General features: G+C 63.0%; 27 protein-coding genes and 2 pseudogenes. 18 read left to right on the top strand and 11 right to left on the bottom strand.

The annotated features are described in order from the left end of the window. The first annotated feature begins 15 nt into the window (after positions 1 to 15). Positions 16 to 219: a hypothetical protein gene (locus JQ575_RS21505; RefSeq protein WP_212035188.1), complete on the top strand. Its 204-nt coding sequence runs from the start codon at positions 16 to 18 to the stop codon at positions 217 to 219. Between the two features lie 18 nt (positions 220 to 237). Beyond that, entirely contained in the window at positions 238 to 1,242 is a 1,005-nt protein-coding gene (locus JQ575_RS21500) for an amidohydrolase family protein (protein WP_212035187.1), read from the top strand. 1 nt (position 1,243) lies between these two features. Here the strand turns inward: JQ575_RS21500 and JQ575_RS21495 are convergent, their stop codons facing one another. Further along, the gene (locus JQ575_RS21495) at positions 1,244 to 1,690 is read right to left on the bottom strand and encodes a hypothetical protein (protein ID WP_212035186.1); all 447 of its coding nucleotides are present in this window, start codon (positions 1,688 to 1,690) and stop codon (positions 1,244 to 1,246) included. A 141-nt stretch (positions 1,691 to 1,831) separates the two neighbouring features. Here JQ575_RS21495 and JQ575_RS21490 point away from each other — a divergent pair, with 141 nt between their 5' ends. From JQ575_RS21490 to JQ575_RS21480, 3 genes are all read left to right on the top strand, one after another. Beyond that, positions 1,832 to 2,608 carry an ATP12 family chaperone protein gene (locus JQ575_RS21490; protein ID WP_212035185.1) on the top strand — a complete coding sequence of 259 codons (777 nt, stop codon included), beginning with the start codon at positions 1,832 to 1,834 and terminating at the stop codon, positions 2,606 to 2,608. Between the two features lie 69 nt (positions 2,609 to 2,677). After that, positions 2,678 to 4,258, top strand: coding sequence for a flagellar hook-length control protein FliK (locus JQ575_RS21485; RefSeq protein WP_212035184.1), 1,581 nt, complete (start codon positions 2,678 to 2,680; stop codon positions 4,256 to 4,258). Continuing rightward, positions 4,255 to 4,521, top strand: a complete 267-nt coding sequence (locus JQ575_RS21480; RefSeq protein ID WP_212035183.1) for an EscU/YscU/HrcU family type III secretion system export apparatus switch protein — start codon at positions 4,255 to 4,257, stop codon at positions 4,519 to 4,521. The genes JQ575_RS21485 and JQ575_RS21480 overlap by 4 nt, the downstream gene beginning before the upstream one ends. On the opposite strand, the gene JQ575_RS21475 is transcribed toward JQ575_RS21480, so the two are convergent. After that, on the bottom strand, positions 4,518 to 5,135 hold the full coding sequence (locus JQ575_RS21475) for a TetR/AcrR family transcriptional regulator (protein WP_212035182.1): 618 nt from the start codon (positions 5,133 to 5,135) through the stop codon (positions 4,518 to 4,520). The genes JQ575_RS21480 and JQ575_RS21475 overlap by 4 nt on opposite strands. 119 nt (positions 5,136 to 5,254) lie before the next feature. Between JQ575_RS21475 and JQ575_RS44790 the strand changes: the two are divergent. Both JQ575_RS44790 and JQ575_RS44785 read left to right on the top strand, forming a co-directional pair. Continuing rightward, positions 5,255 to 5,701, top strand: a pseudogene (locus tag JQ575_RS44790) (saccharopine dehydrogenase NADP-binding domain-containing protein); the annotation flags it as partial. 294 nt (positions 5,702 to 5,995) lie between these two features. Continuing rightward, a pseudogene (locus JQ575_RS44785) lies at positions 5,996 to 6,457 on the top strand (penicillin-binding transpeptidase domain-containing protein); the annotation flags it as partial. Positions 6,458 to 6,563: 106 nt separating this feature from the next. On the opposite strand, the gene JQ575_RS21465 reads toward JQ575_RS44785, so the two are convergent. Together JQ575_RS21465 and JQ575_RS21460 are read right to left on the bottom strand one after the other, a co-directional pair. Further along, positions 6,564 to 7,565: a dienelactone hydrolase family protein gene (locus JQ575_RS21465; RefSeq protein WP_212035180.1), complete on the bottom strand. Its 1,002-nt coding sequence runs from the start codon at positions 7,563 to 7,565 to the stop codon at positions 6,564 to 6,566. A 75-nt stretch (positions 7,566 to 7,640) separates the two neighbouring features. Next, positions 7,641 to 7,991, bottom strand: a complete 351-nt coding sequence (locus JQ575_RS21460; RefSeq protein ID WP_409364809.1) for a DUF4260 domain-containing protein — start codon at positions 7,989 to 7,991, stop codon at positions 7,641 to 7,643. Positions 7,992 to 8,183: 192 nt separating this feature from the next. Between JQ575_RS21460 and JQ575_RS21455 the strand changes: the two genes are divergently transcribed. After that, entirely contained in the window at positions 8,184 to 9,716 is a 1,533-nt protein-coding gene (locus JQ575_RS21455) for an acyl-CoA carboxylase subunit beta (protein ID WP_212035178.1), read from the top strand. Positions 9,717 to 9,823: 107 nt separating this feature from the next. Here the strand turns inward: JQ575_RS21455 and JQ575_RS21450 are convergent, their stop codons facing one another. After that, positions 9,824 to 10,828, bottom strand: coding sequence for an alpha/beta fold hydrolase (locus JQ575_RS21450; protein ID WP_212035177.1), 1,005 nt, complete (start codon positions 10,826 to 10,828; stop codon positions 9,824 to 9,826). Positions 10,829 to 11,090: 262 nt separating this feature from the next. Here JQ575_RS21450 and JQ575_RS21445 point away from each other — a divergent pair, with 262 nt between their 5' ends. After that, a complete protein-coding gene (locus JQ575_RS21445; RefSeq protein WP_212035176.1) occupies positions 11,091 to 11,438 on the top strand; it encodes a hypothetical protein in 348 nt (115 codons plus the stop codon). A 19-nt stretch (positions 11,439 to 11,457) separates the two neighbouring features. Here JQ575_RS21445 and JQ575_RS21440 read toward each other — a convergent pair whose 3' ends face one another. Continuing rightward, complete coding sequence (locus JQ575_RS21440; protein ID WP_212035175.1) at positions 11,458 to 11,979, bottom strand: hypothetical protein; 522 nt, start codon at positions 11,977 to 11,979, stop codon at positions 11,458 to 11,460. 185 nt (positions 11,980 to 12,164) lie between these two features. After that, positions 12,165 to 13,412 (bottom strand): glycerophosphodiester phosphodiesterase family protein, encoded by a 1,248-nt coding sequence (locus JQ575_RS21435; protein ID WP_212035174.1) that lies wholly within the window; start codon positions 13,410 to 13,412, stop codon positions 12,165 to 12,167. Positions 13,413 to 13,562: 150 nt separating this feature from the next. On the opposite strand from JQ575_RS21435, the gene JQ575_RS21430 reads away from it, so the two are divergent. After that, positions 13,563 to 13,871: a hypothetical protein gene (locus JQ575_RS21430; RefSeq protein WP_212035173.1), complete on the top strand. Its 309-nt coding sequence runs from the start codon at positions 13,563 to 13,565 to the stop codon at positions 13,869 to 13,871. Positions 13,872 to 14,116: 245 nt separating this feature from the next. Then, a complete protein-coding gene (locus tag JQ575_RS21425; protein WP_212035172.1) occupies positions 14,117 to 14,506 on the top strand; it encodes a twin-arginine translocation signal domain-containing protein in 390 nt (129 codons plus the stop codon). A gap of 76 nt (positions 14,507 to 14,582) precedes the next feature. Here JQ575_RS21425 and JQ575_RS21420 read toward each other — a convergent pair whose 3' ends face one another. From JQ575_RS21420 to JQ575_RS21410, 3 genes are all read right to left on the bottom strand, one after another. After that, positions 14,583 to 15,092, bottom strand: a complete 510-nt coding sequence (locus JQ575_RS21420) for a hypothetical protein (protein WP_212035171.1) — start codon at positions 15,090 to 15,092, stop codon at positions 14,583 to 14,585. Between the two features lie 110 nt (positions 15,093 to 15,202). Continuing rightward, positions 15,203 to 15,466 (bottom strand): GCG_CRPN prefix-to-repeats domain-containing protein, encoded by a 264-nt coding sequence (locus JQ575_RS21415; protein WP_212035170.1) that lies wholly within the window; start codon positions 15,464 to 15,466, stop codon positions 15,203 to 15,205. A 198-nt stretch (positions 15,467 to 15,664) separates the two neighbouring features. Continuing rightward, positions 15,665 to 16,363 (bottom strand): helix-turn-helix transcriptional regulator, encoded by a 699-nt coding sequence (locus JQ575_RS21410; RefSeq protein WP_212035169.1) that lies wholly within the window; start codon positions 16,361 to 16,363, stop codon positions 15,665 to 15,667. A gap of 149 nt (positions 16,364 to 16,512) precedes the next feature. Here JQ575_RS21410 and JQ575_RS21405 point away from each other — a divergent pair, with 149 nt between their 5' ends. Together JQ575_RS21405 and JQ575_RS21400 are read left to right on the top strand one after the other, a co-directional pair. Beyond that, positions 16,513 to 16,821: an NIPSNAP family protein gene (locus JQ575_RS21405; RefSeq protein ID WP_212035168.1), complete on the top strand. Its 309-nt coding sequence runs from the start codon at positions 16,513 to 16,515 to the stop codon at positions 16,819 to 16,821. A 66-nt stretch (positions 16,822 to 16,887) separates the two neighbouring features. Next, entirely contained in the window at positions 16,888 to 17,700 is an 813-nt protein-coding gene (locus tag JQ575_RS21400) for an oxaloacetate decarboxylase (RefSeq protein WP_212035167.1), read from the top strand. Between the two features lie 86 nt (positions 17,701 to 17,786). Here JQ575_RS21400 and JQ575_RS21395 read toward each other — a convergent pair whose 3' ends face one another. Continuing rightward, complete coding sequence (locus JQ575_RS21395; RefSeq protein ID WP_212035166.1) at positions 17,787 to 18,194, bottom strand: hypothetical protein; 408 nt, start codon at positions 18,192 to 18,194, stop codon at positions 17,787 to 17,789. 161 nt (positions 18,195 to 18,355) lie between these two features. On the opposite strand from JQ575_RS21395, the gene JQ575_RS21390 reads away from it, so the two are divergent. The 5 genes from JQ575_RS21390 (at position 18,356) to JQ575_RS21370 (ending at position 26,191) form a co-directional block, all read left to right on the top strand. Next, positions 18,356 to 18,997, top strand: a complete 642-nt coding sequence (locus JQ575_RS21390) for a trimeric intracellular cation channel family protein (RefSeq protein WP_212035165.1) — start codon at positions 18,356 to 18,358, stop codon at positions 18,995 to 18,997. A gap of 326 nt (positions 18,998 to 19,323) precedes the next feature. Continuing rightward, positions 19,324 to 22,815, top strand: coding sequence for an indolepyruvate ferredoxin oxidoreductase family protein (locus JQ575_RS21385; protein ID WP_212035164.1), 3,492 nt, complete (start codon positions 19,324 to 19,326; stop codon positions 22,813 to 22,815). A gap of 471 nt (positions 22,816 to 23,286) precedes the next feature. Next, positions 23,287 to 23,802 (top strand): DUF4262 domain-containing protein, encoded by a 516-nt coding sequence (locus JQ575_RS21380; protein WP_249166799.1) that lies wholly within the window; start codon positions 23,287 to 23,289, stop codon positions 23,800 to 23,802. Positions 23,803 to 24,653: 851 nt separating this feature from the next. Then, the gene (locus JQ575_RS21375) at positions 24,654 to 25,802 is read left to right on the top strand and encodes a thiolase domain-containing protein (RefSeq protein ID WP_192733811.1); all 1,149 of its coding nucleotides are present in this window, start codon (positions 24,654 to 24,656) and stop codon (positions 25,800 to 25,802) included. Beyond that, positions 25,802 to 26,191 carry a Zn-ribbon domain-containing OB-fold protein gene (locus JQ575_RS21370; protein ID WP_212035163.1) on the top strand — a complete coding sequence of 130 codons (390 nt, stop codon included), beginning with the start codon at positions 25,802 to 25,804 and terminating at the stop codon, positions 26,189 to 26,191. Before JQ575_RS21375 ends, JQ575_RS21370 begins: the two co-directional genes overlap by 1 nt. Positions 26,192 to 26,359 lie beyond the last annotated feature (168 nt).

Below are 26,359 nucleotides of genomic sequence, written 5' to 3'. Positions count from 1 at the left end.
ACAAGGGATCGGCCTATGACCGTGACTTGGCTCCGCGCTGCGCTTTTCTGTTTTCTGCTGGGTGAAGCTGCCTCGCTCGGCGCGCCAGCGAGAGCGGAAACGCTCGCGCTCGTAGGCGGCCGGGTCTACGCATCGCCCGAGGCCACGCCGCTCACGGATGCGGTGGTTGTAACGACCGACGGCGTCATCACCGCGATCGGCAGCCGCAGCGAAGTGTAAGTCCCGTCGGATGCGCGCGTGATCGATTGCACCGGCAAGACCGTCGTTGCCGGTTTTTGGAACAGCCACGTCCACTTCACGGAAGAGGTATGGAAAGACGCAGCAAGCGCGCCGGCCGCGGCACTTGAAGCACCGATGCGGGACATGCTGACCAAATGGGGCTTCACCACGGTATGGGATCTCGGCTCCGACCCCAGAGCTTCCCTGCCGCTGCGCGCGCGTATCAACGCCGGCAATGTCGCAGGTCCCAACATTCTGCTTGCTGGCAATATGTATCCCAAGGGCGGCCATCCCATTTATGTGCCGCCCGAGGTGGAGGTTCCCGAAGTGGCGACCCCGGATGAAGCGGCAAAGACGGCACGCGACTTTCTCGCGATGGGCCATAACGGCATCAAGCTGTTTACCGGAGCATTCATGGGCGACAAGCCCGTCGTGAACATGGACGCTGCCGTCGCCAAAGCGGCGGTCGATGTCGCCCATGCCGAGGGCAAACCGGTATTTGCCCATCCGCAAAATACGGCCGGCGTCGAAACCGTGATCGCCGCCGGCGTCGATGTCATGGCGCACACCGTTCCCAGTCAACGCGGCGGCTACTCGCCGGAGCAACTCGCGCAGTTCAAATCGCAGGGTATTGCACTGACGCCGACGCTGTCGCTTTTCACGACGATCGTGCTCGACCCCGCCGTTACGGCTCACATCATTGCTGCCGCCGTCAATCAACTCAAGCAGTTCTCGGAGAATGGCGGCGTCGTGCTGTTCGGAACCGATGTCGGTTTCATCAAGCTTTATGACACGTCGCTCGAATACGGACTGATGCACCGCGCGCTTTCGGAACGCGAAGTACTGGCAACGCTGACGACCAATCCCGCCAAATATTTCAAGGCGCCGAAGAAGGGCAGGCTTGAAAAGGGCTTTGACGCGGATTTCGCGGTTCTGGAAGGCGATCCCATGACCGATGTTCGCAACCTCGCCAAGGTCGCTTACACCATCCGCGCGGGCAGGGTGATCTATCAGAAGCCCTGAGCTAGCGCTTGAACTGCGTGAGAAACAGCCGCAGTGAATCGTGCGAGCTTTCAATGTCCGAAATCACCCAACCGTCAGGCCCCTTGACGGCGATGAAGTTCAGCGTGACGGCGCGGCCGTTATTGTTGAAGCTGGCGGTGACATAGGTCTTGTCGAATTCCGTGCGCAGGATTTTGGTCGCGACCGGGCCGATTTTCCAGCTCGGGCTCTGCACCATGAAATCGTACGGCGCCTCGCGCGGGGCGATCCACGCGCTTCGCAGACTGCGGTCGAAAAACTGTTCCGCGATCTCGGCGCTGCGCGGCAATCCCTTCGAGAGGTCTGACGAGCCCTTGCCGTAATAGGCGTAGACATTGCGGACCAGGGATTCCGGCGTGCGGAACCCGGCTTGCGCGGGCAGGGCGGCGAGAACAGCCGTCGAAATCAGGATCGCAGCAAGGAGTTTCACGGCTCGCGGACCTTTCTTGGTTTCACCGCGCCCATTTTGGCGGCAAATGACGTCAGGCGAAAGCCTTGCGCACGGCTCGAATTGAAGCGTTTTTTGGCGTGAACCGGTGTCCATTTCGGCCAAAAGCGCTATAAGGCGCGGATGCGTGAATTATTCGATGAAGTGGCCGGCCAATCTCCGTTCGACCCCGAGGAGGCGGTGCGGCGCGCGACCCGCGTGCCACAGCGCAAGCGCTTTTACACCAGTGCCGGCGTCGGTGAAGCGGATGGCGGCTTTACTGTCACGCTCGACGGCAAGCCGATCCGCACGCCCTCCGGCCGCCATGTCGTCGCCCCCAACGCTGTTATTGCGGAGGCGATCGCGGCGGAATGGAATGCGCAAGTCGAGACCATCAATCCCCTGACGATGCCGCTGACGCGCTTTGCCAACAGCGTCGGCGAGGGGGTTGTCGATCGTGTCGACGCCGTCGCCGACGACGTCGCGAAATATCTCGGCACCGATTTGCTGTTCTATCGCGCCGGCCATCCCGAAGCGCTTGTCGCAAAAGAAGCCGCGCATTGGGATCCCGTGGTGTTCTGGGCCGCCAATGAACTCGGCGCCCATTTCATGCTGGCCGAGGGGATCGTGCACGTCACCCAGCCGGAGCCTGCGATCCAGGCTGCGCGCGCGGTGTTCCCAACTGATCCCTGGTCGATCGCGGCGCTGCATGTGGTGACGACGCTGACGGGCTCCGCGCTGCTGGCGCTGGCGCTCTTCCACGGCGTGCGCAACGCCGACGCGGTCTGGGCCGCCGCCCATGTCGATGAGGACTGGAATATCGAAAAATGGGGCCTCGACGAGGAGGTCGCAGCCCGCAGGGCAGCCCGGCTGGTCGATTTCACCGCCGCGGTCACCATTCTGAAGGCCTTGAAGCCTTGAATCCGGTGGTCGGTTAACGAGAGGTTTACGACGCCCGGGTAGCCTGATGCCCTGGCCGAGACCTCTGATATGGCGATCTCTATCAACAAGTCAGTGCTTCCGGTGCTTGCCGCCCAAGAGGTCGGTGGCGTGGCGCCCGAACTCGTGCTGGCGCAGGGCAGTGTGGTCAATGCGCAGGTCCTGAAAATTCTCGACGCCAATCTGGTGCGGATCGCCATCGCCGCGCTCTCCATCGATGTCGCCACCGAGATTCCGCTGCAGGCGGGACAGTCGCTGCAACTGGCGGTGTCGCAGACCAAGGACGGGATCAGGCTTGCGCTGGTCGGGCAGGGCGGCGTCGCCAATGATGCCGTCACGCTGTCGCCGCAGGCGATGGTCGATGCCGCGGCCAACCGACCGACAATCGTGGCACCCTCCAAAAACGTCCTGACGCCGCTGGAACGCGCGGCGGTGTCGGTCGCGGCGCAGAGCGCGGCGACCGAGCAGGACAGTCTCGCGCCATTATTCGCCAATCTCGGCGCTGCGGTATCATCCGCGAACCTGCCGCCGAAATTGCAAGCGGCCATTGCACAGGTGCTGTCGCAACAGACCAGCCTCGACCAGAATCTCGACGGCGGCGACATCAAGACCGCGTTCCAGAAATCCGGGATTTTCCTCGAGGCGTCGCTGGCCTCGGGCGCGGTGCCATCGTCAGGTGCGCCCGATCTGAAGGCCGCGCTGATCGTGCTGCGCCAGACGCTGCAATCCACGCTCGGTACGGATGGAACGACGGCCACGAAAGCGGCGCCGGCCCAGGCCGGTTTGCCGAATGCCGCCGCCGGCCTCGCGCCTGCTGCGGCTCCCGATCTCGACGTCCACGAAATCCTGCTGCCGCAAGCGCGGCTAGCTGTGGCTCAGGACCAGGTCCAAACGCGCGGCGGCCTGCAGGGTGCGCTCGCCCAGGCCCTCAATTCCGGACCGAGCGCGGGCGCGACCATGAACCTGCTGCAGGAAGCGCTGCAGCAGCTCGGCACTCCCGCGCGCACGGCAACACTATCGAAGGCGGCACCCGGCGACGACGTCACCGTTCACACCAACACGCCGCCGCCGCCGTTTCGCGGCGCATCGCCGACGGCGCAGCCGGTCGCGTCACCCTCGCTCGCGCCCGACGCGCCGCTTGCCACCACGGCCCATCATCTGCTCGACGAAACCGATGCCGCGATTGCGCGGCAGACCCTGCTGCAGGTCGCCTCGCTGCCGGACCGCATCGATGTGACGGGGCCGAAGGTCGACGCGACGACGCCGCGCTGGAATTTCGAAATCCCGTTCGTGACGTCGCAAGGCACGGCGATGGCGCAGTTCGAGATTGCCCGCGACGGCAGCGCCAGCGAGGCTGAGGCCGCCAAGCGGGTGTGGCGGGCGCGGTTTTCGCTCGACGTCGAGCCGGCAGGTCCGATCCATGCGCTGGTGTCGCTGGTCGGCGAAAAAACTTCCGTGCGAATGTGGGCGGAGCGGCCGGCCACCGCCGCGCAGCTGCGCGCGGGCGCTGCGGATTTGAGCCAGGCGCTCACGAGAGCCGAACTGCAGCCCGGCGAGATCGTGATCCGCGACGGCGCGCCGCCGCAGGCCGCCCCCGCCAAGGCCGGGCATTTCCTGGATCGCGCGCTATGAGCGTCGAGCTCCGAAACCAGCTTGCGGTCGCGCTGCACTACGACAAGAAAGGCGCGCCGCGCGTCGTCGCCAAGGGCAAGGGCACCATCGGCGCCAAGATCATCGAACTCGCCAAGGCCCACGACATCCCGATCGAGGAGAACGAGGTGCTGGCGGGCGCGCTGTCCCATGTCGAGATCGGCGACGAAATCCCGGAAGAACTCTACAAGGCGGTCGCCGAAGTGCTGATCTTCGTGCTGCGGCTGTCGGGACGAATTCGCTAGCTGCGCTTCGTGCCGGTCGCAACCGCGATCACCGCTTCCCCGCCTTCGACAAGCGCCCGCGCCGGGCCCTTCTTGCCAAGCACCTGGCTGTTGGCAAACGCACCGTCAATCAACAGCACAAGCTGATCGGCCAGGTTCTCGGGCGATCTCGCCTTGATCGCCTTGGCGAGCGCCAGGAATCGCTGATGCAGCTCGGACTTGTTTTTCTGCGCAACGGCGCGACCGGGCAGGCCGGGCTGCGGAAACTCGATCGCCATATTGAGAAACGGGCAACCGCGATAGCGCGGACCGGTGATGTAGGCCGCGAGCCATTTCAAATGTTCGCTCAACTCCTGCCGCGGCCGATCCTTGTTCGCCGCAGCCACCCTGTCCCAGTGCGCAAAGAAATCGCGGTGCTCGCGTTCCAGGAACGCGGCCACCAGATCGTCCTTGGTCGGGAACCAGCGATAGAGGCTGGTTTTGGCCGCGCCGGATTCGGCAACGACGGTATCAACCCCGACCGCGCGAATGCCGTCACGGTAAAATAGCTCGCTGGCCACGTTCAGAATCTTCTCGCGCACCGGGCTGCTTTGCCGCGGCCGGCGCTTGTTGGTCGGTTCGATCGCTTCCGCCATCGCACAGCATCCTCTTTGGAACCCTCACGTCGCTTGACAGTACAGACCTGTCCGTACTACATCAAGCGATACAGACCTGTAGCGTTTATGGGTCCGAAACGCCGAGTGGAGGATCCGTGATGACGAAGCAGATTGGTATCTATGGCGGCGCGGGGCACACCGCGAAAATGGTGGCGGCCGAACTGCGGGATCGGGGCTTCGTGCCGGTTCTGGGCGGACGCAATCGCGCCAAACTGGAGGCCGCGGCGCAGGGGCTGTACGGCGTGGAGGTTCGCACCGCCGATATCGCGCGTAGCGACGAACTGCGTGCGTTCCTGAACGGCTGTAGCGCGGTGGTCAATTGCGCGGGGCCGTTTCAGGCCACGGCCATGCCGATGGCCTCGCTCGCGGTAGAACAGGGCATTCACTATTTCGATTTCACGACCGATGCTTCGATCGTCAACGCGCTTCATCTGGAGTTGGGCAAGGCGGCCACGGCGAAGAAGCTGGTGATTGCACCTGCGATCGGCTTCTATGGATCGCTGGCTGAATTGATGGTGCGCGCCAGCGCGCCCGATCTTGTTGCAGCTGACGATGTTCTGATCGCCTATTCCGTCAAGGGCTGGAAGCCGACGATTGGGTCGCTCAAGGCCATGGCCGAACTCGGCGGGCGGCGTGGCGTCCATGCCAATGGACGGTTCGAGATCCGCACCGGCGATCCCAGGTTTTCGACGTTCAGCTTTCCCGCGCCGGTGGGAGAGGCGCCGGTCTTGCTGGATTATCCGGCTCCCGAAGTGGTGACCATCCCGCGCTACCTCACAACATCAGAGATAAGGGTGATGATGACGGTAGGAACGGTAAAGGATCTGCGCGCCGCGCCGCCGATCGCGGTCTCCGCGGTGCCGGTCTATCAGGAGATCGCCCGGCGCATCGGCTTAGTGCGGATGCAGAAATATCTCGACCTGTTCGAGTACGGCAACCGCGACATCGGCGGCGGCATCGATCAGTTCTGGCTGACCGGAAATCTGCGCATCGATCCCGTCCAGCAGATCGATTTCGTCGACCGGTTGCGGCGCGGCGTGCTGCCGGTCAGCAAGCGCAGCCAGGAGCTGGTGCGCGACATCCTCCCCGTAACGAAAGTCGGCGACGCCACGATCCGCGCCAAGAGCGGTTTGCTGGGCGCCGAGCAGGGCAAGCCATCCCTGGGCTGGATGGTCGGCTGGGCCGAGAAGGGCAACATGCAAACCGTGTTCGCGATGAACATGGATTGCAAGGAGCCCGCCCACATCGCCGCGCGCATGACGGTGACGCAGCAATGCCTCACGGATATTGTCGCGATTTGAAGGACTTGCCCCATCGTCATTGCGAGGAGCAAAGCGACGAAGCAATCCATTCTATCGCTCGTCGATATGGATTGCTTCGCTGTGCTCGCAATGACGATGCTAGCGGCTACCCCAATTTGAACAGCGCCTGCAGAAAATCGCTCACGGCCTTGCGCGCTTCCGCGGCGGTCGCCGGGTTGCCGCCGACATGCGGGTTGAGTTCGATGCAGGCATCCTTGTAGCTGAACGGCGCCTTCGTGTCGGCGTTCATCAAGACGCCGCCTTCGCCCTCGCTGAGCTTGCAACTGCGCGCGGTCTGCGCGTTGGCCGAGACCGTCGTCGTGCTGAGGCCGAGCAGGCCGGAATCGAAGCCGTGCGGAGAATCCGGGTATTCAGTCAGCACCACGTCGCGCTTGGCTTCCTGCAGCCGCGCCAGATAGGCCTTGCAGCTCGACACCGGATTATAATCGTCAGGCGTGCCGTGATGGATCCGGATCGGACGCGCCGCGACTTCGGTGTCGGTGGCATAGCTCGTCGAGCAATCCGGATAGAACGGGATGTAGGCGGCGAATTGCGCGCCGGACTTGTTCCACAGTTTGTTGAAGCGATCGAGGCTGGCGTAGAGCGTGGCCTGTCCGCCGCGCGAAAATCCCATCAGCACGATCCGCTCAGGGTCGACGCGCGGATGCTTGGCGAGGATCTCCAGCGAGCGGTAGATGTCGACGATGAAATTGAGCCGGCCGAGCAGGCCCTGATTCGGGCCAACAGCGGTGAGGCCGCGGCCGGAGAAGCCGTCGATCACGAAGGTCGAAATCCCCAGGCTGTTGAGCTGACGCACCCACGGATCCATCCCGGCGCCGACGCCGCTCGAGCCGTGCATCAGCACCACGACCGGCAGTTTTCCAGTGCCTTGCGCGATGCGGAATTGACCGGCGACGGTGACCTGCTTGCCGTTGGCGTCGCCGTTCAGAAACTGCTGGTCCGAAATCGTCAGCGACGGGATCGCATAGATCTCGGTGCGCGCGGCGACGTCCTTCGGAATCGATTGCGCGTTGGCCTCGAGCGAGCTCAGGAGAATCCCGCCGCAACAGATCGCGGCCGTGACGGCAAAGCGCCAGTCTCTCAGCATCGGTATGCCCCCAGTGTTTTTTCGTTGTGGGGGCAACTAGACCAAGCAGGGCAATGCCTGTCAAACCGGTTAGCCCTAGGTCGGTTTCTTCCCGATCCGCCCGAGATGGGTGAAGCCGAACCCGGTGGTATATTTCAGCCCATAGCCCAGCGCGCGGTCGAAGCCGATATGGGCGAGCCAGATCATCGCGATCGACAGCACCAAAGGCTCGGCCGTGACAAAGCCGACCGTCATCAGCGCCATCGGCACCATGTAGGTGTGGGCGGCGTTGTAGAGCATCGCCCCGAAGCGCGGTCCGAAAAAATAGGCGGCGAAGCTGAGGTCGGGCGCCAGGAACAGGGCGGCATAGACCCACCACGATCCGTCCCAGACCCAGTAGAGCAGCGTCATCCCCAAAAACAGCGCCAGGCCTTCCAGCCGCAGCATGGTTCGCAGGCCCCCGGTAACGGTCCCGGCAGGCTCGGCGGTCGCAGTATCCGTCAATTGCATCCCCTGTGCAGAGGTGCGGATATAGGTGCATTTCCGCACCGGTACCAGAGGGCATGGAGGGGTGTTTCCGGTTCGCAAAAGGCCGTGTTAGAACCCCGGCCAATTCGGACCTATGACGGGCGGCAGCACATGAAAGACATCCTGGACACCCTCGAAGAACGGCGCGCCGGCGCCAAGCTCGGTGGCGGCGAGAAGCGCATCGAGGCGCAGCACGCCCGCGGCAAGCTGACGGCGCGGGAGCGCATCGAACTGCTGCTCGACAAGGGCTCGTTCGAGGAATTCGACATGTTCGTCGAGCACCGCTCGGTCGAATTCGGCATGGAAAAGAACAAGATCCCCGGCGACGGCGTCGTCACCGGCTGGGGCACCGTGAACGGCCGCAAGACCTTCGTGTTCGCCAAGGATTTTACCGTGTTCGGCGGCTCCCTGTCGGAGACCCATGCGCTGAAAATTACAAAGCTGCAGGACATGGCGATGAAGGCGAGGGCGCCGATCATCGGGCTCTATGATGCCGGCGGCGCGCGCATCCAGGAAGGCGTAGCTGCCCTTGCGGGCTATTCCTACGTGTTCCGCCGCAACGTCATCGCCTCGGGCGTGATCCCGCAGATCTCGGTCATCATGGGCCCCTGTGCCGGCGGCGACGTCTATTCGCCCGCGATGACCGACTTCATCTTCATGGTGAAGAACACGAGCTACATGTTCGTCACCGGACCCGACGTGGTCAAAACCGTCACCAACGAGGTGGTCACGGCCGAGGAACTCGGCGGCGCCTCCGTGCACGCCACGCGTTCCTCGATCGCGGATGGCGCGTTCGACAACGACGTCGAGACGCTGCTGCAGATGCGCCGGCTGATCGACTTCCTGCCCTCTAACAACACCGACGGCGTGCCGGAATGGCCGAGCTTCGACAATATCGAACGCCTCGATATGTCGCTGGATACGCTGATCCCCGACAATCCGAACAAGCCCTACGACATGAAGGAACTGATCCTCAAGGTCGTGGACGAGGGCGACTTCTTCGAGATCTCGGAAACCTTTGCGAAAAACATCGTCACGGGTTTCGGCCGCATCGCCGGCCGCACCGTGGGCTTCGTCGCCAACCAGCCGATGGTGCTGGCGGGCGTGCTCGACTCGGACGCCTCACGCAAGGCCGCGCGTTTCGTTCGGTTCTGCGACGCCTTCAACATCCCGATCGTGACCTTTGTCGACGTGCCGGGCTTCCTGCCGGGCACCGCGCAGGAATATGGCGGCCTGATCAAGCACGGCGCCAAACTGCTGTTCGCCTATTCGCAATGCACGGTGCCGCTGGTGACGGTCATCACCCGCAAGGCCTATGGCGGCGCGTTCGACGTGATGGCGTCCAAGGAAATCGGCGCCGACATGAACTACGCCTGGCCGACCGCCCAGATCGCCGTGATGGGCGCCAAGGGCGCGGTGGAAATCATCTTCCGCAGTGACATCGGCGATTCCGATGCGATCGCTGCCCGCACCAAGGAATACGAAGACCGCTTTCTGTCCCCCTTCATCGCCGCCGAACGTGGCTACATCGACGACGTCATCATGCCGCATTCGACAAGGAAGCGGATCGCAAGGGCGCTGGCGATGCTTAGGGATAAGAAGGTCGAGATGCCGGCGAAGAAGCACGACAATTTGCCGTTGTGAGCGCTTCGTAGCTTCGTAGGGTGGGTTAGCGAAGCGTAACCCACCATCTTTGGTCTTCGCGCCGGCAATTGATGGGTATCGCTTCGCTCCACCCATCCTACGCAGCGTTATCGACCTCCGAGAAACCCCAACAGCAACTCGTTATATTTCGCCGGCGCTTCCAGAAACACCAGATGCCCGGTATCCGGTATCACCTCGGCGCGGGCGTTCGGCATTTTGGCGGCGAGCGCTTTGGCGAGGTCGGCGTTGTGGCCCATCTTCGGCCGCAGCGCTTCGGGCGCATTGGCTTTGCCCGGCGCGTTGTGGTCGTCGGCGCCCATGATGAACAGGGTCGGCCGCGTGATCAGCGGAATCTCATGCGCCACCGGCTCGCGGTAGATCATTTGCGCGGAGCTTACGAAGGCGCGCAGCCAGCGCGGGTATTCGGCGCTGCCCTTGATGTTGAAACGCGCATCGATGAACGGCGTCACCTGGTCCGCCGGCAGTTTTAGGGCATAATTGGTCTCGAGCTGCTTGCGATATCCGTCAGCGGTCAGCCTGTCCTCATTCTCCAGAATATTTTCGGTCGGCGTCGGCGGCACATAGAGACGGTAGTCCTCGAGCCCGATCGGCGCGGTCAGCACGAGATGATCGACCCGGTCAGGGTAGGCGCGGGCGATCCGCACGCCGAGCATTCCGCCGAGCGAATGGGCGACGATGTCGGCCTTGCCGATCTGCAGATGATCCAGCAGCGCCATCGTGTTGCGCGCCAGCGTGTCGAAATGCAGCTCGCCCTGCGGCTTGGAGGATTTGCCGAAGCCGATCTGGTCCGGCACCACCACGCGATAGCCTGCGTCCGTGAGCGTCTTGATGACCGGCGCCCAATAGCTCGACGGGAAATTGCGGCCGTGCAGCAGCACCACGGTGCGCCCGTTCGGCTGCGCCGGGGCGACATCCATATAGGCCATCCGCACTTGCTCGCCGTCATTCGTGAGCGGCAACAGGCTGACCGGATAGGGATAGGCGAAGCCCTCCAGCCCGATGCCATAGGGCTCGCGCGCGGCGGCGCTGGCTGGTGCATGAAGTGAAGTGAGCAGGGCGCTGGCCAGCGCCGCGGCACAAAGACGATTCATTGGGAACTCCGACGGCGTTGACTTGTGGCGGCATCGGAATCACGACGCGATGTCCACTTTTGGCAACGACATACCGGCGTTATGGTTTCGAAAGGAAGGGAGAAGCCCTTCACGAAACGTCACCATCGCTTGATCGGGATCGCGCTCGTTGAGCCAGTATCGCGCCACCGGTCCTGCGTGCAGGCTCGAAGCCCGACGCCTTGATCACTGGCGCCAACAGCGCGTAGGGTGAATTTCCACCAATTCCGGTATCTTCCCTTCAATGATTGAAGACGACCCGACTGAAGAGATTTCACGGATCGAAGCGCGGCTTGAGGAGCTTGCCGAGGCCGCCGAGCGATGCCGGAAGTATATTCTGGCTTCCAAGGCGGCCATCGCCGGCGGCGCCGCCTTGCTGCTCGTCACGATGCTCGGCCTGTTAGCGGTCGGTCAGACGGCAGTTCTCGGATCGATCGCGATGATCCTGGGCGGAATAGTGTCGCTCGGGTCGAATGTCAGCACGTTGCGGCAGACGGAGGAAGCCATCGGCGCTGCCGAGCTGCTCCGGTCCGATCTGATCAGCAGGATCGACCTGCGGATGGTTCGTGATGCGCCGATGAAGCTGGTGTGAGGCTAGCCGCCATTCGCAATTACTGTTTTGATCCGGTCCAGCTTCCAGCACATCCATCGGATCGCCGGAACGAACCTCCGCCGCTGCGGCCCGAGAAACGGCCGGACATGGTCCAGCTCAGGCTCCCGGCGCTTCCGACTCCGGACACCGAGCCATTCGGGCTGACTTGAGCGGTGCCATATTGCCCCACCATCTTGGCGCCCGAGACGACCACCGTGTCGGTGGAGCTGCCGCAGGGCGTGCCGACGCTGGTAAGAACCCATGCTCCATCCAGATTGCTACCACCGCCGCCGGCATTGCCGCCCCCGCTGCTTCTCGGTCCCCGGCGCGGAGCCTCCGCTTCGGGCTTGCTGCGTCGTGCCGGCTTTGGGGGTTCGACCGCCCGGGGCGTCGCGCGTGAACCGGACAGCGATTTTTCGTCATTGCCGATGCTGCCGCCGGCGCTGCCGGATTGCGCGCGCGCCATATCAGGCAGGGCGACAATGGCGAGTGTGGCTGACAGCAGGGCGGCTTTGGCGAGATATCGAATGACGTTTTGCATAATAAATTGGTGTCCAATGAAGAGGGGTCCTGGGGACCCATCGGCAAAACAGCGCCGATCTGCGGCAAGACTTGCCGGTCTCGCCGCACTCGTCAAGCGCTGCGCCCTTCGGACTTTGGACTGTGTGCCGCTAAGCGGGGCATCGGTGGGTTACGCCTGCGGCTAACCCACCCTACGATCTCCCGCTACTTCATCCCCATGCAGCTCGCATAGAACGTCGTGGTCGCCGGCCAGTCCGAGAACATGCCGCGGATGCCGACCTGTTTTGCGAGGACGTCGAGCACGGTCAGCGTATCGCCGTCGCGGTCGATGGCTGGTTTGATGGATCGATGGTAGAAGCCGCCGCCCTTGTTCAGCGGGCCGTCGCGCTCCAGCGACCAGCCGATCAGATCGAGGCCGGCGGCCTTCGCGGCCTTGGCGTATTCGGACGGGATGATTTCTTTCTTGTCGTTCAGCGTCAGCATGGTCCAGATCGGCGGCGCCAGGATCCTGACGCCTGATGCCTTCAGCTCGGCCATCGACGGCTTCCAGGTCTCGGGCTTGGCGGGATCAAGACCCTGCTTTTCGTAGCGGTCCTCGAGATAGACCGCCTGCGCGCCGAAGTCGGGCTCGGTCTTTATCCAGAACAGGACGTCGGCCAGATTAAAGCTCTGCGCGAACACGTCGCTCGCCGGAACGCCCGCGGCCTTGTACGCCTGCAGCATTTGCGCGGCATACTTCTCCTGGGTGTAGTCGCCGTCGAACGGCATCGGCACTTCGGGCGACTTCAGTTCGAGCGTGAACTTGGCGCCGAGGCTCTTGATCAGCGCGATGCTTTCGTCATGCGTCATCAGCGTGCCGGAAGCGGCGTACAGATCCGTGCGCCAGCGCGGCGTGCCGTTCTGGTAATCGGCCACGTTGGTGGCATCAGGATTGAAGCTGTCCATCTTCGCGGTCAGCGATTTGAACTCGGCGAGCGTGATGTCGCTGGTGCAGCACTTGGCGGAAGCCTTCTTGCCGGCGGCGGGATCGGCCGGGCTGAAGCCTTGCGTGCATTTGGCTGCTAGCGCCGGCACCGACAGGATGTTGGTGGTGGTGTGCAGATCGCATTGCGCATGCCGGCAGACCAGCTGGCGGTCTTTGGTGAAGGTCACGTCGCATTCGATGATGCCGGCGCCCATCCGGGCTGCTGCAGTATAGGATTCTTTTGTGTGCTCGGGAAATTGCATCGCCGCGCCGCGATGGCCGATCGAAAAGTCGGTCTTGTGGAACGGCCCGGTGCACTGGCTGAGCTTTTCCTTGAGCGGACCATCCTTCATCTTGTCGACGAGGTAGAACGGGCGCGGGCCGATCTGCGCCTCGCGGGGCAGGGGCACGCTTTGCGCCGCGGTGGGAGCGGCGGACGCGAACAGCGCGAGCGCGGAGAATAGAACCAGAAGGCGGCGAGAGTGCATGAACGAACCTCGGAAGTGGCAGAGTAAAAAACATATCACCACGACATTATGACGTCTGCGTGTGGGGTTGCGCTCGCTTGGCGTTTATCTACAGTTCGCGCGGTCGCACGGCGGCGATCTTACGCAAAATAACAATCGGGAGGAACCGAAATGCCCAAAACCCTGTTCGTCGTCCGGGCCACCGTGACGGATGCCGCAAAGCGTCAGGCGTTCGATGCCTGGTATTCGCGCGAGCATCTGCCGGACGCGGTCAAATCGTTCGGCGCCGAGAAAGCGTGGCGCTACTGGAGCCTCAGCGATCCCGCACTGCATCACGCGATGTATCAGTTTTCCGACGAGGCCGCGCTCGATCGCGCGACCAAAGCTCCCGACATGACCCGGCTGATCGCCGATTTCAACCGCGACTGGCCCGACGTGACGCGCACGCGCGAGGTGCTGGTGCTGGCCGAGGAGAAGTAAGGTTTGCCGTCGTCCCTGCGAACGCAGGGACCCATAGCCACCGCCGGTTATTGTTTTGCACGCTGGCCGTTATCTTCCTTTTCCAGCAACCTTGGCTGCGGCGTATGGGTCCCTGCTTTCGCAGGGACGACGCTAGTGTTTAAGAGGCGCGCTTCGCGTAGCTGAACGCGCAGTTCAGCTGGCATTCATCTCGGCGCACCGAAACTCTCCTGCTCAATCCAACCGATCGCAGAGGAGGAGATGTCATGGAGCGCCGGCACTTTCTGAAACTCGCCTTTGGATTTGCGGCGGGTGGTATCGCACTTGCGGCTGGCGCACAGGCGGCGCCGCTGACGCCGCAGCCGCTGGTTCCGGACGGCCAACTCCCTGCCAATCCGGATGCGCAACCCGCCGTCACGTCTGGCGATGAGGTCGATCGGCTTCAGCCAGAGGAAGTGCGCGGGGGCCGAGGCCGTGGCCGCGGATGGGGTCGTGGCCGTGGCTGGGGCCGAGGCCGCGGATGGGGCCGTCGTCGCTGGGGCTGGGGTCGTCGTCGTTGGGGCTGGCGCCGCCGGCGCTGGGGCTGGCGCCGCAGGCATTATGGCTGGCGTCGCCGCTACTGGCGCCGTCGCTACTGGCGTCGCCGCTACTGGTAAGGTTCGCGGGTCCGGGGCGGGGATGGCATTTGCCGTCCCTGCCTTGTTCGGCTCGGCGTGGACTTCATCCCACCGGCTATCTGATTTTCGGCGACGTCTCGAAATTCGCCTGCGTGTCCTGCGTATGCAGGTGCTTCAGCTTTCCGCCATCCTCGATCAGATAAAAATGGTTTCCGACGATACCCTTTTCGTTGCGGGCGCCGCGAAACACGATCATGCGGCTGTTGGCGCGGCTGACGACAGGATCGAAATCATCTGACACCTCGTGCCAGCCGGAGACCGTGAACAGCTCGATGATCTTGCCGGTGCGCTCATCGAGCAAGGTGGGCGCGACGCAGCTCGAGCCGCAGGGCAGCTTGACCGCGATGTAACGGCCGGCCGCGTCGATCTTCCCGTCGTCGGCTGCGGCGAGAAAAGTCTCCCGGCGGGCGCGCAAATCCGGTGTCACCAGCCTCGGTTTTGCGACTTTGCCGGCGTAGACCCTGGCCGGATGGTCCGCGAATTTGGGCGGTCCTTCGGCATGCGCCGGCATGGTGAGGGAGGCCAGCGCGATCGCGGCGGCTACGGCGCATAGCAGGGAGTTCATGGATTCTCGCATGGAAACGGTTACGCCGTTTCGTCTGCGCAACAAGCCGCTACGTTCAAGGCCCAAATAAAAAGCCCCGCCGGAGCGGGGCCTTTTCGTATCAAGGGGGATCAGAAAGGACGGCAACGTCCACCACGCCACGCGAAGCCGGGGCCGCAGCCGCGGCCAGGCCGCACCACCACAACCGGCTCCCGTACAACCACGCGCGGGGCGACGTAGACCGGACGCGGGGCGACATAAACGCGGCCGACGTTGCGGACGCATGCGCCATACGGACCGCGATGCCAGCCGGGGCCGCATCCGCCTGCGGCATTCGCCGCGCTGAAGCTCGCAAACGAGGCTGCGACCAAGACTGCAGCGAAAAGGTACTTCATGTTTTCTCCCGATTTTTAGCCGCCATGCGGCACGGTTCCGAACCTAGTCACGGAGACCTGAATAGAAAATGAATGTTGTTGATTCGTGAAACAGCAGCAAGAAATTGCCGGTTGTGCGGCTGTCACATTCTCGTTGCCGCGCCTCATTTGCGGCCAATTCGTAAACAAACGGGCTGCACGAATTAACCGCTGCAGGAATTAAGCTTCGCTCGGGCCGAACAGCGCCGCGAATCGCTTCTCGCCATTGCGGGTGAAATTGACGACGCGGCTGCCCGGCGCGCTATCGCGCGCGGCCCAGTTCAGTTCGGTGAATCGGCTCATGACCGCCGCGCCCAACGTGCCGGCGAGGTGGTGCCGCCGTTCGCTCCAGTCGAGGCAGGCCTTGCAAACCGGCCGGCGCGGATGCGCCAGCGTGTCGGCGTCGATCTGCAGCGCCTTTGCCATGAAGCGCTTGCCTTCACCGGTGAGTTCGATCGTCTCCTTGCTTTGCCGAACCAGCTTCTGCTTCTTCATGCTGTCGAGCATTTGCACGCCGAGATCGCCGGCGAGGTGGTCGTAGCAAATCCGCGCCCGGCGCAGCGCTGGATCCTTTGGCCCGGTGCGCACGCGCATGTGGCCGGCGCGGGCGGCGAGCCCGGCCAGGCCCTCGAGCACGCCGGCGACATCGGGGTCGGCAAGGCGGTAATAGCGGTGACGGCCCTGCTTCTCCTGCTCGATCAGTCCGCCGGCTTCCAGTTTGGCCAGATGCGAACTCGCGGTTTGCGGCGTGATCCCGGCTTCGTGCGCCAGCTCGGTCGCGGTCAGCGCGCGGCCGGTCATCAGCCCGGTCAGCATGTTCGCGCGCGCGGGATCGCCGACCAGGGATGCGACCATTGCGATGTCGGGGCCTGCTTTCATAGTTCGATGATAGCCGAAGCATTGACGTCGATCAAGCGGGTAGTGTCGCCTCGAACGTCATTGCGAGCGAAGCAATCCATCGCGCCACGCGCGGAGGAATGGATTTCTTCGTCGCTTCGCAATGACGAAAACAAAGACCGGAGAACAACATGACCATCACCGTCTTCATCCGCTACCAGCTCGATCCGTTCAAGCGTGCGATGTTCGAGGAATATTCGAAAAACTGGCTCAGCATCATTCCAAAATGCGGCGGCGACCTGGTCGGCTACTGGATGCCGCATGAGGGCACCAACAACATCGCCTTCGCGCTGATCTCGTTCGACAGCCTCGCGGCCTACGAGAGCTATCGCGCACGGCTGCGCGCCGACAAGGAAGGCATGGCCAATTTCAGCTTCGCCGAGGCGAACCAGTTCATCCTCGCCGAAGAGCGCACGTTCCTGCGCAAGGTCGTGGCGTGAACGTCTGGCGAAACCTGCGTCGCGTACCTATGTTGGCCGCGCCAACAAACAATTCGGGGAGTGACCATGCTGACAACTGCTGACAAACGCGCCGCCTTCAAGAAGTTGCACGAGAGCGGCTGCTTCATCATCCCCAATCCGTTCGACGTTGGCAGCGCGAAGGCGTTGCAGCATCTCGGCTTCAAGGCGCTGGCGTCCACCAGCGCCGGTTTTGCCTGGGCCATCGCCAAGGCCGACAACCGCGTCACCGTCGACGATGTCTGCGATCATCTGGCCGCGATCTCTGCGGCGGTCGACATTCCCGTCAACGCCGATTTCGAAGACGGCTTTGCGCATGAGGCCGACAAGGTCGGCGTCAACGTCGCGCGCGCGGTCAAGACCGGCATCGCCGGCCTTTCGATCGAGGATTTCACCGGCGACAATGCCAAGCCGCTGTTCGAGCGCGAGCTTGCCATCGATCGCATCAGGGCGGCGCGCCAGGCGATCGACGCCGACAATAGCGGCGTCCTGCTCACCGGCCGCTGCGAGGCGTTCCTGCGCGGGGTGAAGGATATGAAGCTCGTGATCGACCGGCTCACCGCTTATGCCGAGGCCGGCGCCGACGTTCTCTATGCGCCCGGCATCTCGACGCCGGAAGAAATCTCGGCGGTCGTGAAGGCGGTCGCGCCAAGACCGGTCAATCTCTTGGTTGGCGCGGCCGGCCCGTCGCTGAAAATCGCCGGCGATCTCGGCGTACGCCGTATCAGCGTCGGCGGTGCGCTGGCGCGGATGGCGTGGGCCGGCTTCATGAAGGCATCGAAGGAGATGGCGGAGCAGGGCACGTTCACGGAGTTTTCAAACGGCTATCCCGGCGGCGAACTCAACAAGATGTTCAACTGACACCTTCAAACAATAACGCACAAAGAAAAACGCAGCGGGCGTAATGCCCGCTGCGCTGTCATTTCAGATATCGCTTGCCTCAGCCGTTACTGCTTGGCCGGTGCGTCAGCCGGAGCGGGCGGAGCCGCCGGCGAGGGCGCTGCCGGACGCGGCGGCGCGGCACCGGTCGTCATGCCGGGCTGGTTGTTGGACTTCGGCGTTACGTCACGCATGCCCGGAGGCGCCGCGGGGGTAGCCGGCTGTGTCTGCGCGGTCTGGCTGGACGGCGTGGTGCCGGCCTCGTTGACGCTGGTATTGTTCAGACCATAGAACAACGCACCCATCACGACGGCGATGGCAATCGCGAACATCGCGATCTTGGCGCCGCTGGCCGGACCGTCGGCGAGCTGCGGGTCGGCCTGTATCTCGTTGTCGAGACTGTTGATACGTGCCTGACGGCGGATTTCGTCATCACTCAGATTGGCGCGATACGGGTCGTTCGGATTGTAGGTCATGAAGCAGTTCCTCCGTTAGAACCCCAAAGTGTTTAGCGGAGATACAATGGCTGGCGCGGCCGGATGTTCCGCGTCAATCTTGCAACCGGTTAATGATGGAACCGTGATTCGCGGGTTCCATCGAACCACGAGGGTGCGACGAGGCTGCATAAGAGGTTGCCATGTGGGCCCTGCCGCCCAGCGATACTGTGCTGCATCTGTTGTCTTATGTGGCGCTGACTGCGCAGGCGATGACGGCCGCCCTGGCCGCCGGGCGCCGCAGCATGGATTGGGCTGGCGTATGCATGCTGGGTTGCATTACCGCGCTGGGCGGCGGAACCATCCGTGACGTGTTGCTTGGGCACTATCCGCTGGTCTGGGTGAAGAACCCGTCCTACCTGGCGCTGACCGCGATTGCGGCTTTCGCGACCATCCTGATCGCGCGCCATGTGCACCGGCTCAACCTCGCATTCCTGGTGTTAGACGCGATCGGTCTTGTGGTGTTCACGATGGCCGGTTGCGACGTCGCCCGGCAAGTCGGCGCGCCGCTGCCGATCGTGATCGTCGCCGGCATGATCACGGGCTGCGCCGGCGGCGTGCTGCGCGATATCCTCTGCAACGACGTGCCGCTGCTGTTTCGCTCCGAACTCTACGCCAGCGTTTCCGTCGTCACCGGGCTGTTCTACGTCACCGCCTTCGGGTTGCAGTTGAATCACGAACTCTGGACCGGATTGACCTTCGCGCTCGGGTTGACGCTGCGGCTGCTCGCGATCCGCTACAAATGGGAAATGCCGAAATTCGTCTTCGGCGGCGATCAGCGCTGACCGGCGAACGCAGCGCACCATAACGTGTCAGCCAGAATCGCCTGCAGCCAAAGGCCGTCTCGGGTGTTATCCCCAAACGCAGGGCAGCCGGCCACGTCATGCCGTTTCGTGCCGGGGCGGTCCGGCGACACAAAGCGAAACCGGCCGGCGTTCTTCCCGGCACGAAATTGCGATCTTTGATCGCGCGGCTGCCTTGCCCAGATTTGTGGTGCGGGAAGCGGAAAATCCGACATAGACTGGTTCTAAGAAGTTCTGATGCCTACATAAAACACAGCCTTGCTCAGAAATCGTCTTGGCGATCAAAGCGGCTGGCAAAGAGGGCTTAAATGGGAATCAACCAGGGTCCGATCAGTCTCGATCAGAAGTACACCCAGGGAAGCGGCCATGTCTTCCTGACCGGCATCCAGGCGCTGGTGCGGCTGCCGATGGCGCAGATCCGCCGCGACCGCGCCGCGGGGCTCAACACCGCTGGCTTCATTTCAGGCTATCGCGGCTCGCCCCTTGGCGGTTACGACCAGCAGCTGTTCGCCGCCCGCAAGCATCTCGAGCAGTACAACATCAAATTCCAGCCCGGTGTGAACGAGGACCTTGCGGCCACGGCGGTCTGGGGCTCGCAGCAGCTCAATCTGTCGCCCGGCGCCAACTATGATGGCGTGGTCGGTATCTGGTACGGCAAGGGCCCCGGCGTCGATCGCTGCGGCGACGTGTTCCGTCACGGCAACGCGGCAGGCTCGGCCAAGAACGGCGGCGTGCTGGTTCTTGCGGGCGACGACCATGGCGCCAAATCCTCCACCGTGCCGCATCAGTCCGACCACGCCTTCATGTCGGCGCTGATGCCCTATCTCTATCCCTCCAGCATCCATGAAATGATCGAGATGGGTTTGCTGGGTATCGCGATGTCGCGCTACAGCGGCTGCTGGGTCGGCATGAAGGTGATCACCGAGACGGTGGAAACCACCGCCGAGATCGACCTCACCGACGAGATGACGCCGTTCGTGATCCCGACCGATTTCGAACTGCCCGAGGGCGGCCTCAATCTGCGCTGGCCCGATGACCGCTTTGCGCAGGACCGCCGTTTGCAGGACTACAAGGGCTTTGCCGCGATCGCCTTTGCCCGCGCCAACAAGGTCAACCGCGTCACGATGGATTCGCCGAACGCCCGCTACGGCATCATGGCGTCCGGCAAGAGCTACGAGGATATCCGCCAGGCGCTGCGCGAACTCGGCATCACGCCGGAAGTCGCCGCCAAGATCGGTCTGCGGCTCTACAAGATCGGCATGCCCTGGCCGCTGGAGCCGGAAGGCGTCAGGCAATTCGCGGTCGGGCTTGAAGAAATCTTCATCATCGAAGAGCGCCGCGAGATCGTCGAAAATCAAGTGAAGCAGGAGCTGTTCAACTGGCGCGATGATGTCCGTCCCCGCATCATCGGCAAGATGGACGACCACGACAAGCGCTTCCTCCCCTTTGCCGAAGAGCTCAGCGTCGCCTCGCTGGCGAGCTCACTGACCGAGCGGCTGCTTCGACTTAATCTCAATCCCGAAATCGCAGCACAGCTGCGCGCCAAGGCCGACTGGTTCAACGGCCGGCAGGCCACACAGATGCAGGCAGTCGCGCCGATCACCCGCACGCCCTATTTCTGTTCAGGCTGCCCGCACAACACGTCGACAAAAGTGCCGGAAGGCAGCCGCGCCTTTGCCGGCATCGGTTGCCACTTCATGGCGCTGTGGATGGACCGCTCGACCGAGACGTTCACCCATATGGGCGGCGAGGGCGTGCCCTGGGTCGGTGTCGCGCCCTTCACCAAGGAAGAGCACGTGTTCGCCAATCTCGGCGACGGCACCTATTTCCATTCCGGCAGCCTCGCGATCCGCCAGGCGGTCGCCTCCGGCGCCAACATCACCTACAAGATCCTCTATAACGATGCGACCGCGATGACCGGCGGCCAGCATGTCGACGGCGAATTGTCGCCGCAGCAGATCACCTTCCAGCTCCACGCCGAGGGCATCCGCGAAATCTACCTGGTCTCGGAAAATCCCGACGCCTATCCGGCCAGCGAAATCGCGCCCGGCGTCAAGACCGCGCATCGCGACGAACTCGACACCGTGCAGAAGACGCTGCGCAAGGTGAAGGGCGCCTCGGCGATCGTGTTCGTGCAGACCTGCGCCGCCGAAAAGCGCCGCCGCCGTAAAAGGGGAACGCTGGAAGATCCGGCGCGTCGCGTCATGATCAATCCCGCCGTCTGCGAAGGCTGCGGTGATTGCTCGGTGCAGTCGAACTGCATCTCGGTCGAGCCGCTGGAGACGGAGCTCGGGCGCAAGCGCGCCATCAACCAGTCGACCTGCAACAAGGATTATTCCTGCCTGAAGGGCTTTTGCCCATCCTTTGTCACCATCGACGGCGGCAAGATGCGCAAGCGCGCGCCGGCCGGCGTTGGCGATATCGGCGAACTGCCGGAGCCTGCGTCGCGCCCGACGCTGGAGCGGCCCTATAACGTCGCGGTTGGCGGCGTCGGCGGCACCGGCGTGCTGACGATCGGTGCATTGCTCGGCATGGCCGCGCATATCGAGGGCAAGGCCAGCATGATCCTCGACATGTCCGGCCTCGCCCAGAAGGGCGGCGCGGTGCTGAGCCATGTCCGGCTGTCAGAACACACCGCCGACGTCACCTGTTCGCGCATCGTCACCGGCACCGCCGATCTCGTGCTTGCGGCCGACGAGGTGGTGGCCGTCTCCAAGGAAACCATCACGCTCTGCGAATCCAGCCGCACCACCGGCATCATCAACACCCACCTCATTCCGATCGCCGATTTCATCCTCAACCGCGATTTCAATTTCCAGGCCCGCAAGGTCAACCATGTGCTGGAGACCGCGCTGCGCAAGGATTCGTCGTTCTTCGATTTCACAAAACCCGCCGAAATGCTGCTCGGCGATTCCATCGCCACCAACATGATGATGATGGGCTTTGCCTACCAGAAGGGCCTGCTGCCGCTCTCGGCCAAGGCCATCGAGCAGGCGATCGAGGTCAACGGCGTTGCGATCAAGCTGAACATCCAGGCATTCCAGCTCGGACGTCTCGCCGCACACGACCCGGCAAAGCTGATCGCGATGATGAAAGATCAGGACGGGAGCGTCGCACCCAAGGCGCTGGATGCGATGTCGCTCGACGAGATCATCGCCCATCGCAGTAACCTCCTGACCGAGTATCAGGACGCAAAGCTCGCCGCCCGCTATCAGGCGCTGGTCAAGAAGGTCCGCGACGCCGCCATCGATGGCGGTTACGACGAGGCCTTGCCGCGTGCCGTCGCGATCAACTACGCAAAACTGCTCGCCTACAAGGACGAGTACGAAGTCGCGCGGCTCTACACCGACGGGCGCTTCGAAAAGCAGCTCCGCGACCAGTTCGAGGGCGATTTCAAATTCAGCTTCAACCTCGCGCCGCCGATCCTCGGTGGCGGCGTCGACGCGCTGGGCCGGCCGAAGAAGCGCGCGTTCGGGGCGTGGATGATGCCGGTGTTCAGGATGCTCGCGAAGATGAAGGGCCTGCGCGGCACCGCGCTCGACATCTTCGGCCACAGCGCCGACCGCAAGATTGAGCGCGATCTGATCGTCGGCTATGAGAAGGACGTCGCAACCGTGCTCGGCCTGCTGTCGCCGCTCACGCTCGACACCGCAATCGAAATCCTCTCGCTGCCCGACCGCATCCGCGGCTACGGACCGGTCAAGGAAAAGGCCGTGCACGACGCCAAGGCACGCTACACGCAGCTCGCCGCCGACCTCGTCAACCCGCCGCCCGCGCCGCGGCAGATCGCGGCGGAGTAGGGCGAGCTCACACACCTTCGTCGTCCCGGCCTTGAGCCGGGACCCATAACCACCGATGCTGGCTTTGCGAAAGCTGGAGTTCCAGCTTGCATGACGCCGCATTCCCCGATGCGGGATTGCACATCTGAGGGCGCGCCTCCTGGCACGAGCCCGGAACGACTGCACAGCGCGGATCAAAAGTGCGCTTACTTTTCGAAAGCCGGACCACCGGCTTGTAAAACGCAAAAGACCTCCGAGCCGAAGCTGGAGGCCTTCACTGTCACGAGGGGTACATCCGCCCTTCGCGACACTACTGGCGCGCATTGCTGCGCTATGGTTGATAGTCATAATCCATGACCGTCAACGTTTTATGACGCTGAATGGTCGCGGGGTGGGTTACGCTGCGCTAACCCACCATTTTTTCCATGAATCGTGGCATGGTGGGATACGCCGGCGTTAACCCGCTATCATCCGTTCGCCACGATCCAATGTATGTTCATGCTCACAGCCCTTGATGCCGACCCCGAACGACTGGACCAACACGAACAAAAATTCGTTCAACGAATTCGCGAGCATGGCTGGTGCGGTACGCATGTCATGCCAGACGATGAAGGACCCGGCTTTTCCTACACGACCCGCTTCTGGCTGAAGTTTGGCTTTCCGGAGGTGATCCTGTTCTCAATGTCAAAAGAGAACGCTCAGGATACGTTCTGGACCATTTATCGCGAACTCGAAGCGGGACGGCGTTTTCCCGTTGGCGAAACAACCGGTGAGATATTTGAAAATGCCGCGGCCGTGCTTCTTCCCGTGTCGCTTGAACACTATCAAGCCCACCTCGGTTGGAGCGGATGGTTTTATGGAAACGACAATTTCGAGTGTCTTCAGCTGGTATTCCCGGATCGAGGCGGGGAGTTTCCGTGGACGCCGGGATCGTCAGCGGATTTCCGGGCGGCTCAGCCCGATCTGACCGCCGGCAATTGGTTCGGCTTGCGCGATCGCTCCAACTGATTGCCTTACGGCGTGGAGGGAGTGGGTGCGACAAAGCAACCCGACGGGCAAATCACTTCCGATTTACGGAAATCGTGTCAAGCCAAAAATTTCCGTAAATCAAAAATATTTCTGTTGTCGTCCGCCCCAAATCAGTGCGCATCTATCGCCATCCCGTCCCACTCAGAGGGGCGTCGGCCGTCGTCATGACGAGGGGCGGGGATGCAGTGGACGCTGATGTTGCGATTGACGGTCGCAGCGAAGGCGTACGGCGAAAGCGTGTGGTCCTGGCGCCCGTAACGGCGTCAAGTCTTTCGGGAGCCAACGCTTCCGAGGGGCGACGGTGGCAATAGAGGCCGTCTCGCCGGGGAGAGCGCGTTATAAGCCGTAAAGCCATTGCGCAGGGAATGTCGGATGTTCTCCGCTGCCCTGTATGCTCGTGTGCAGCTTTCTTAGCACAATCGCACACGAGACCGCGGGTGCAGCGCGCATCCGGCATTCCCTGCGCCCTCTGTTTTGAAGGGCGAAACGATTTGTAAAACTTCGGGCGATCAGCGCCGCGAGAATGCGAAACTGTGTTTTCCGTCATCCTGAGGTGCGAGCGTAGCGAGCCTCGAAGGATGAATCGGCCACAGACGGGCCGTCGTCCTTCGAGGCGCGCAAGTGCGCGCTCCTCCCGAGCGAACGCTAGTGCGTTCGTCCGGGGATGACGGGATAGGGGACCTGCCGACCTGATACGATGTTCGCCCATAATCATCCCGACTTGAGTCCGGTCGCGGCCGTCTCGCCTGACGGAATATTTCCTCGCTTGCCAAGGCTCTCCCGACAGGCCAGAAAAACGTTGGAAATAAGAAACGCCAGCGGAGAATGATTTGACCATCAAGGGCAAAGCCTACATTGCCGGGATCTATGAGCATCCCACCCGGCACGCACCCGATAAATCCACCGCGCAGCTGCACGCCGAGGTCGCCAAGGGCGCGATCGAGGACGCCGGGCTCACCAAGGCCGATATCGACGGCTATTTCTGCGCCGGCGATGCCCCCGGCGGCCTCTGGCCGATGGTCGACTATCTCGGCCTCAAAGTCCGCCACATGGATTCCACCGACACCGGTGGCTGTTCCTACCTGATCCATCTCGGCCACGCCGCCGAGGCGATCGCCGCCGGCAAGTGCTCGATCGCGCTGATCACGCTCGCCGGCAAGCCGCGCACCGGCCCGATGCCGCCGCGCGCGGCCGGCGCCGAGGCCGATTTCGAGGCGGCCTATGGCGCGACCACCCACAATGCCTACGGCATGTGTGCCATGCGCCATATGCACGACTACGGCACCACAAGCGAACAGCTGGCCTGGATCAAGGTCGCGGCCTCGCATCACGCCCAGTACAACCCGCATGCGATGCTGAAGGAAGTCGTCACCGTCGAGGACGTCCTGAACTCGCCGATGATATCAGATCCCCTGCATCGCATGGATTGCTGCGTCGTCACCGATGGCGGCGGCGCGCTGATCGTCACCACGCCGGAGATCGCGAAAAGCCTGAAGAAGCCGCTGGTGCGCCTGATCGGCCATGGCGAGGCGATGAAAGGCCCGCGCGGCGGCAAGGATCTCGATCTGACTTATTCCGCCGGCGTCTGGTCCGGCCCGCGCGCCTTTGAAGAGGCGGGCGTGACGCCGAAGGATATCAAATACGCCTCGATCTATGACAGCTTCACCATCACGGTCTTGATGCAGCTCGAGGACCTCGGCTTCTGCAAGAAGGGCGAGGGCGGCAAGTTCGTCGCCGACGGCAATCTGATTTCCGGTGTCGGCAAGCTGCCGTTCAACACCGATGGCGGCGGCCTCTGCAGCAACCATCCTGTCAACCGCGGCGGCATGACCAAGATCATCGAAGCCGTCAGGCAATTGCGCGGCGAAGCGCATCCCAAGGTGCAGGTGCCAAACTGCGATCTCGCGGTCGCCCATGGCACCGGCGGACTTCTCGGCGTGCGCCATGCCGCCTCAACCTGCATTCTGGAGCGTGCGTGATGGCCGAAGCAAAGAAACTCCCCGTGCCGCAAGGCAATCCCGAAACCGCGCCGTTCTGGGAAGCAGCCTCGCAGGGCAAGTTCATGATCAAGCGCTGCACCGCCTGCGGCGAGCCGCATTTTTTCCCGCGCTCGATCTGCCCGTTCTGCTTCTCCGACAAGACCGAGTGGGAGGAGAGCTCCGGCGAAGCCACGATCTACACCTTCAGCCTGATGCGCAAATCCCCGACCGGGCCGTACGCGATCGCCTATGTCACGCTGAAGGAAGGCCCGTCGCTGCAGACCAACATCGTCGATTGCGACATGGACAAGCTCAAGATCGGCCAGAAGGTCAAAGTGGTGTGGAAGCCGACCGACGGCGCGCCGCTGCCGTTCTTCACGCCGGCGTAGGCCTAAGAAGTACCTTCCCCCCTTGCGGGGGAAGGTGGCGCGTAGCGCCGGAAGAGGGGTGTCTCTCCACGCACGAGATGTATCTGCGGAGGCAACCCCTCTCCCAAAGAGTTTGCTGCGCTGCCGGTGTAGCCCTCTCCCACAAGGGGAGAGGGCGCATTCACAGGC

The organism is Bradyrhizobium sp. JYMT SZCCT0428 (assembly GCF_018131075.1).
Classification (GTDB): domain Bacteria; phylum Pseudomonadota; class Alphaproteobacteria; order Rhizobiales; family Xanthobacteraceae; genus Bradyrhizobium.
The sequence above is the reverse complement of the archived record's forward strand: the minus strand, read 5'-3'. Positions and strand labels throughout refer to the sequence as shown.

Excerpts from the sequence above, each read along its gene's own strand:
- JQ575_RS21485 (WP_212035184.1), top strand. The coding sequence starts at position 2,678 with ATGGCGATCTCTATCAACAAGTCAGTGCTTCCGGTGCTTGCCGCCCAA.
- JQ575_RS21415 (WP_212035170.1), bottom strand. The coding sequence starts at position 15,466 with ATGAAGTACCTTTTCGCTGCAGTCTTGGTCGCAGCCTCGTTTGCGAGC.
- JQ575_RS21395 (WP_212035166.1), bottom strand. The coding sequence starts at position 18,194 with ATGACCTACAATCCGAACGACCCGTATCGCGCCAATCTGAGTGATGAC.
- JQ575_RS21400 (WP_212035167.1), top strand. The coding sequence starts at position 16,888 with ATGCTGACAACTGCTGACAAACGCGCCGCCTTCAAGAAGTTGCACGAG.
- JQ575_RS21420 (WP_212035171.1), bottom strand. The coding sequence starts at position 15,092 with ATGAACTCCCTGCTATGCGCCGTAGCCGCCGCGATCGCGCTGGCCTCC.
- JQ575_RS21430 (WP_212035173.1), top strand. The coding sequence starts at position 13,563 with ATGCCCAAAACCCTGTTCGTCGTCCGGGCCACCGTGACGGATGCCGCA.
- JQ575_RS21460 (WP_409364809.1), bottom strand. The coding sequence starts at position 7,991 with ATGCTGCGGCTGGAAGGCCTGGCGCTGTTTTTGGGGATGACGCTGCTC.
- JQ575_RS21390 (WP_212035165.1), top strand. The coding sequence starts at position 18,356 with ATGTGGGCCCTGCCGCCCAGCGATACTGTGCTGCATCTGTTGTCTTAT.
- JQ575_RS21425 (WP_212035172.1), top strand. The coding sequence starts at position 14,117 with ATGGAGCGCCGGCACTTTCTGAAACTCGCCTTTGGATTTGCGGCGGGT.
- JQ575_RS21445 (WP_212035176.1), top strand. The coding sequence starts at position 11,091 with ATGATTGAAGACGACCCGACTGAAGAGATTTCACGGATCGAAGCGCGG.
- JQ575_RS21435 (WP_212035174.1), bottom strand. The coding sequence starts at position 13,412 with ATGCACTCTCGCCGCCTTCTGGTTCTATTCTCCGCGCTCGCGCTGTTC.
- JQ575_RS21410 (WP_212035169.1), bottom strand. The coding sequence starts at position 16,363 with ATGAAAGCAGGCCCCGACATCGCAATGGTCGCATCCCTGGTCGGCGAT.
- JQ575_RS21370 (WP_212035163.1), top strand. The coding sequence starts at position 25,802 with ATGGCCGAAGCAAAGAAACTCCCCGTGCCGCAAGGCAATCCCGAAACC.
- JQ575_RS21505 (WP_212035188.1), top strand. The coding sequence starts at position 16 with ATGACCGTGACTTGGCTCCGCGCTGCGCTTTTCTGTTTTCTGCTGGGT.
- JQ575_RS21455 (WP_212035178.1), top strand. The coding sequence starts at position 8,184 with ATGAAAGACATCCTGGACACCCTCGAAGAACGGCGCGCCGGCGCCAAG.
- JQ575_RS21475 (WP_212035182.1), bottom strand. The coding sequence starts at position 5,135 with ATGGCGGAAGCGATCGAACCGACCAACAAGCGCCGGCCGCGGCAAAGC.
- JQ575_RS21465 (WP_212035180.1), bottom strand. The coding sequence starts at position 7,565 with ATGCTGAGAGACTGGCGCTTTGCCGTCACGGCCGCGATCTGTTGCGGC.
- JQ575_RS21385 (WP_212035164.1), top strand. The coding sequence starts at position 19,324 with ATGGGAATCAACCAGGGTCCGATCAGTCTCGATCAGAAGTACACCCAG.
- JQ575_RS21450 (WP_212035177.1), bottom strand. The coding sequence starts at position 10,828 with ATGAATCGTCTTTGTGCCGCGGCGCTGGCCAGCGCCCTGCTCACTTCA.
- JQ575_RS21490 (WP_212035185.1), top strand. The coding sequence starts at position 1,832 with ATGCGTGAATTATTCGATGAAGTGGCCGGCCAATCTCCGTTCGACCCC.
- JQ575_RS21480 (WP_212035183.1), top strand. The coding sequence starts at position 4,255 with ATGAGCGTCGAGCTCCGAAACCAGCTTGCGGTCGCGCTGCACTACGAC.
- JQ575_RS21405 (WP_212035168.1), top strand. The coding sequence starts at position 16,513 with ATGACCATCACCGTCTTCATCCGCTACCAGCTCGATCCGTTCAAGCGT.
- JQ575_RS21380 (WP_249166799.1), top strand. The coding sequence starts at position 23,287 with ATGTTCATGCTCACAGCCCTTGATGCCGACCCCGAACGACTGGACCAA.
- JQ575_RS21440 (WP_212035175.1), bottom strand. The coding sequence starts at position 11,979 with ATGCAAAACGTCATTCGATATCTCGCCAAAGCCGCCCTGCTGTCAGCC.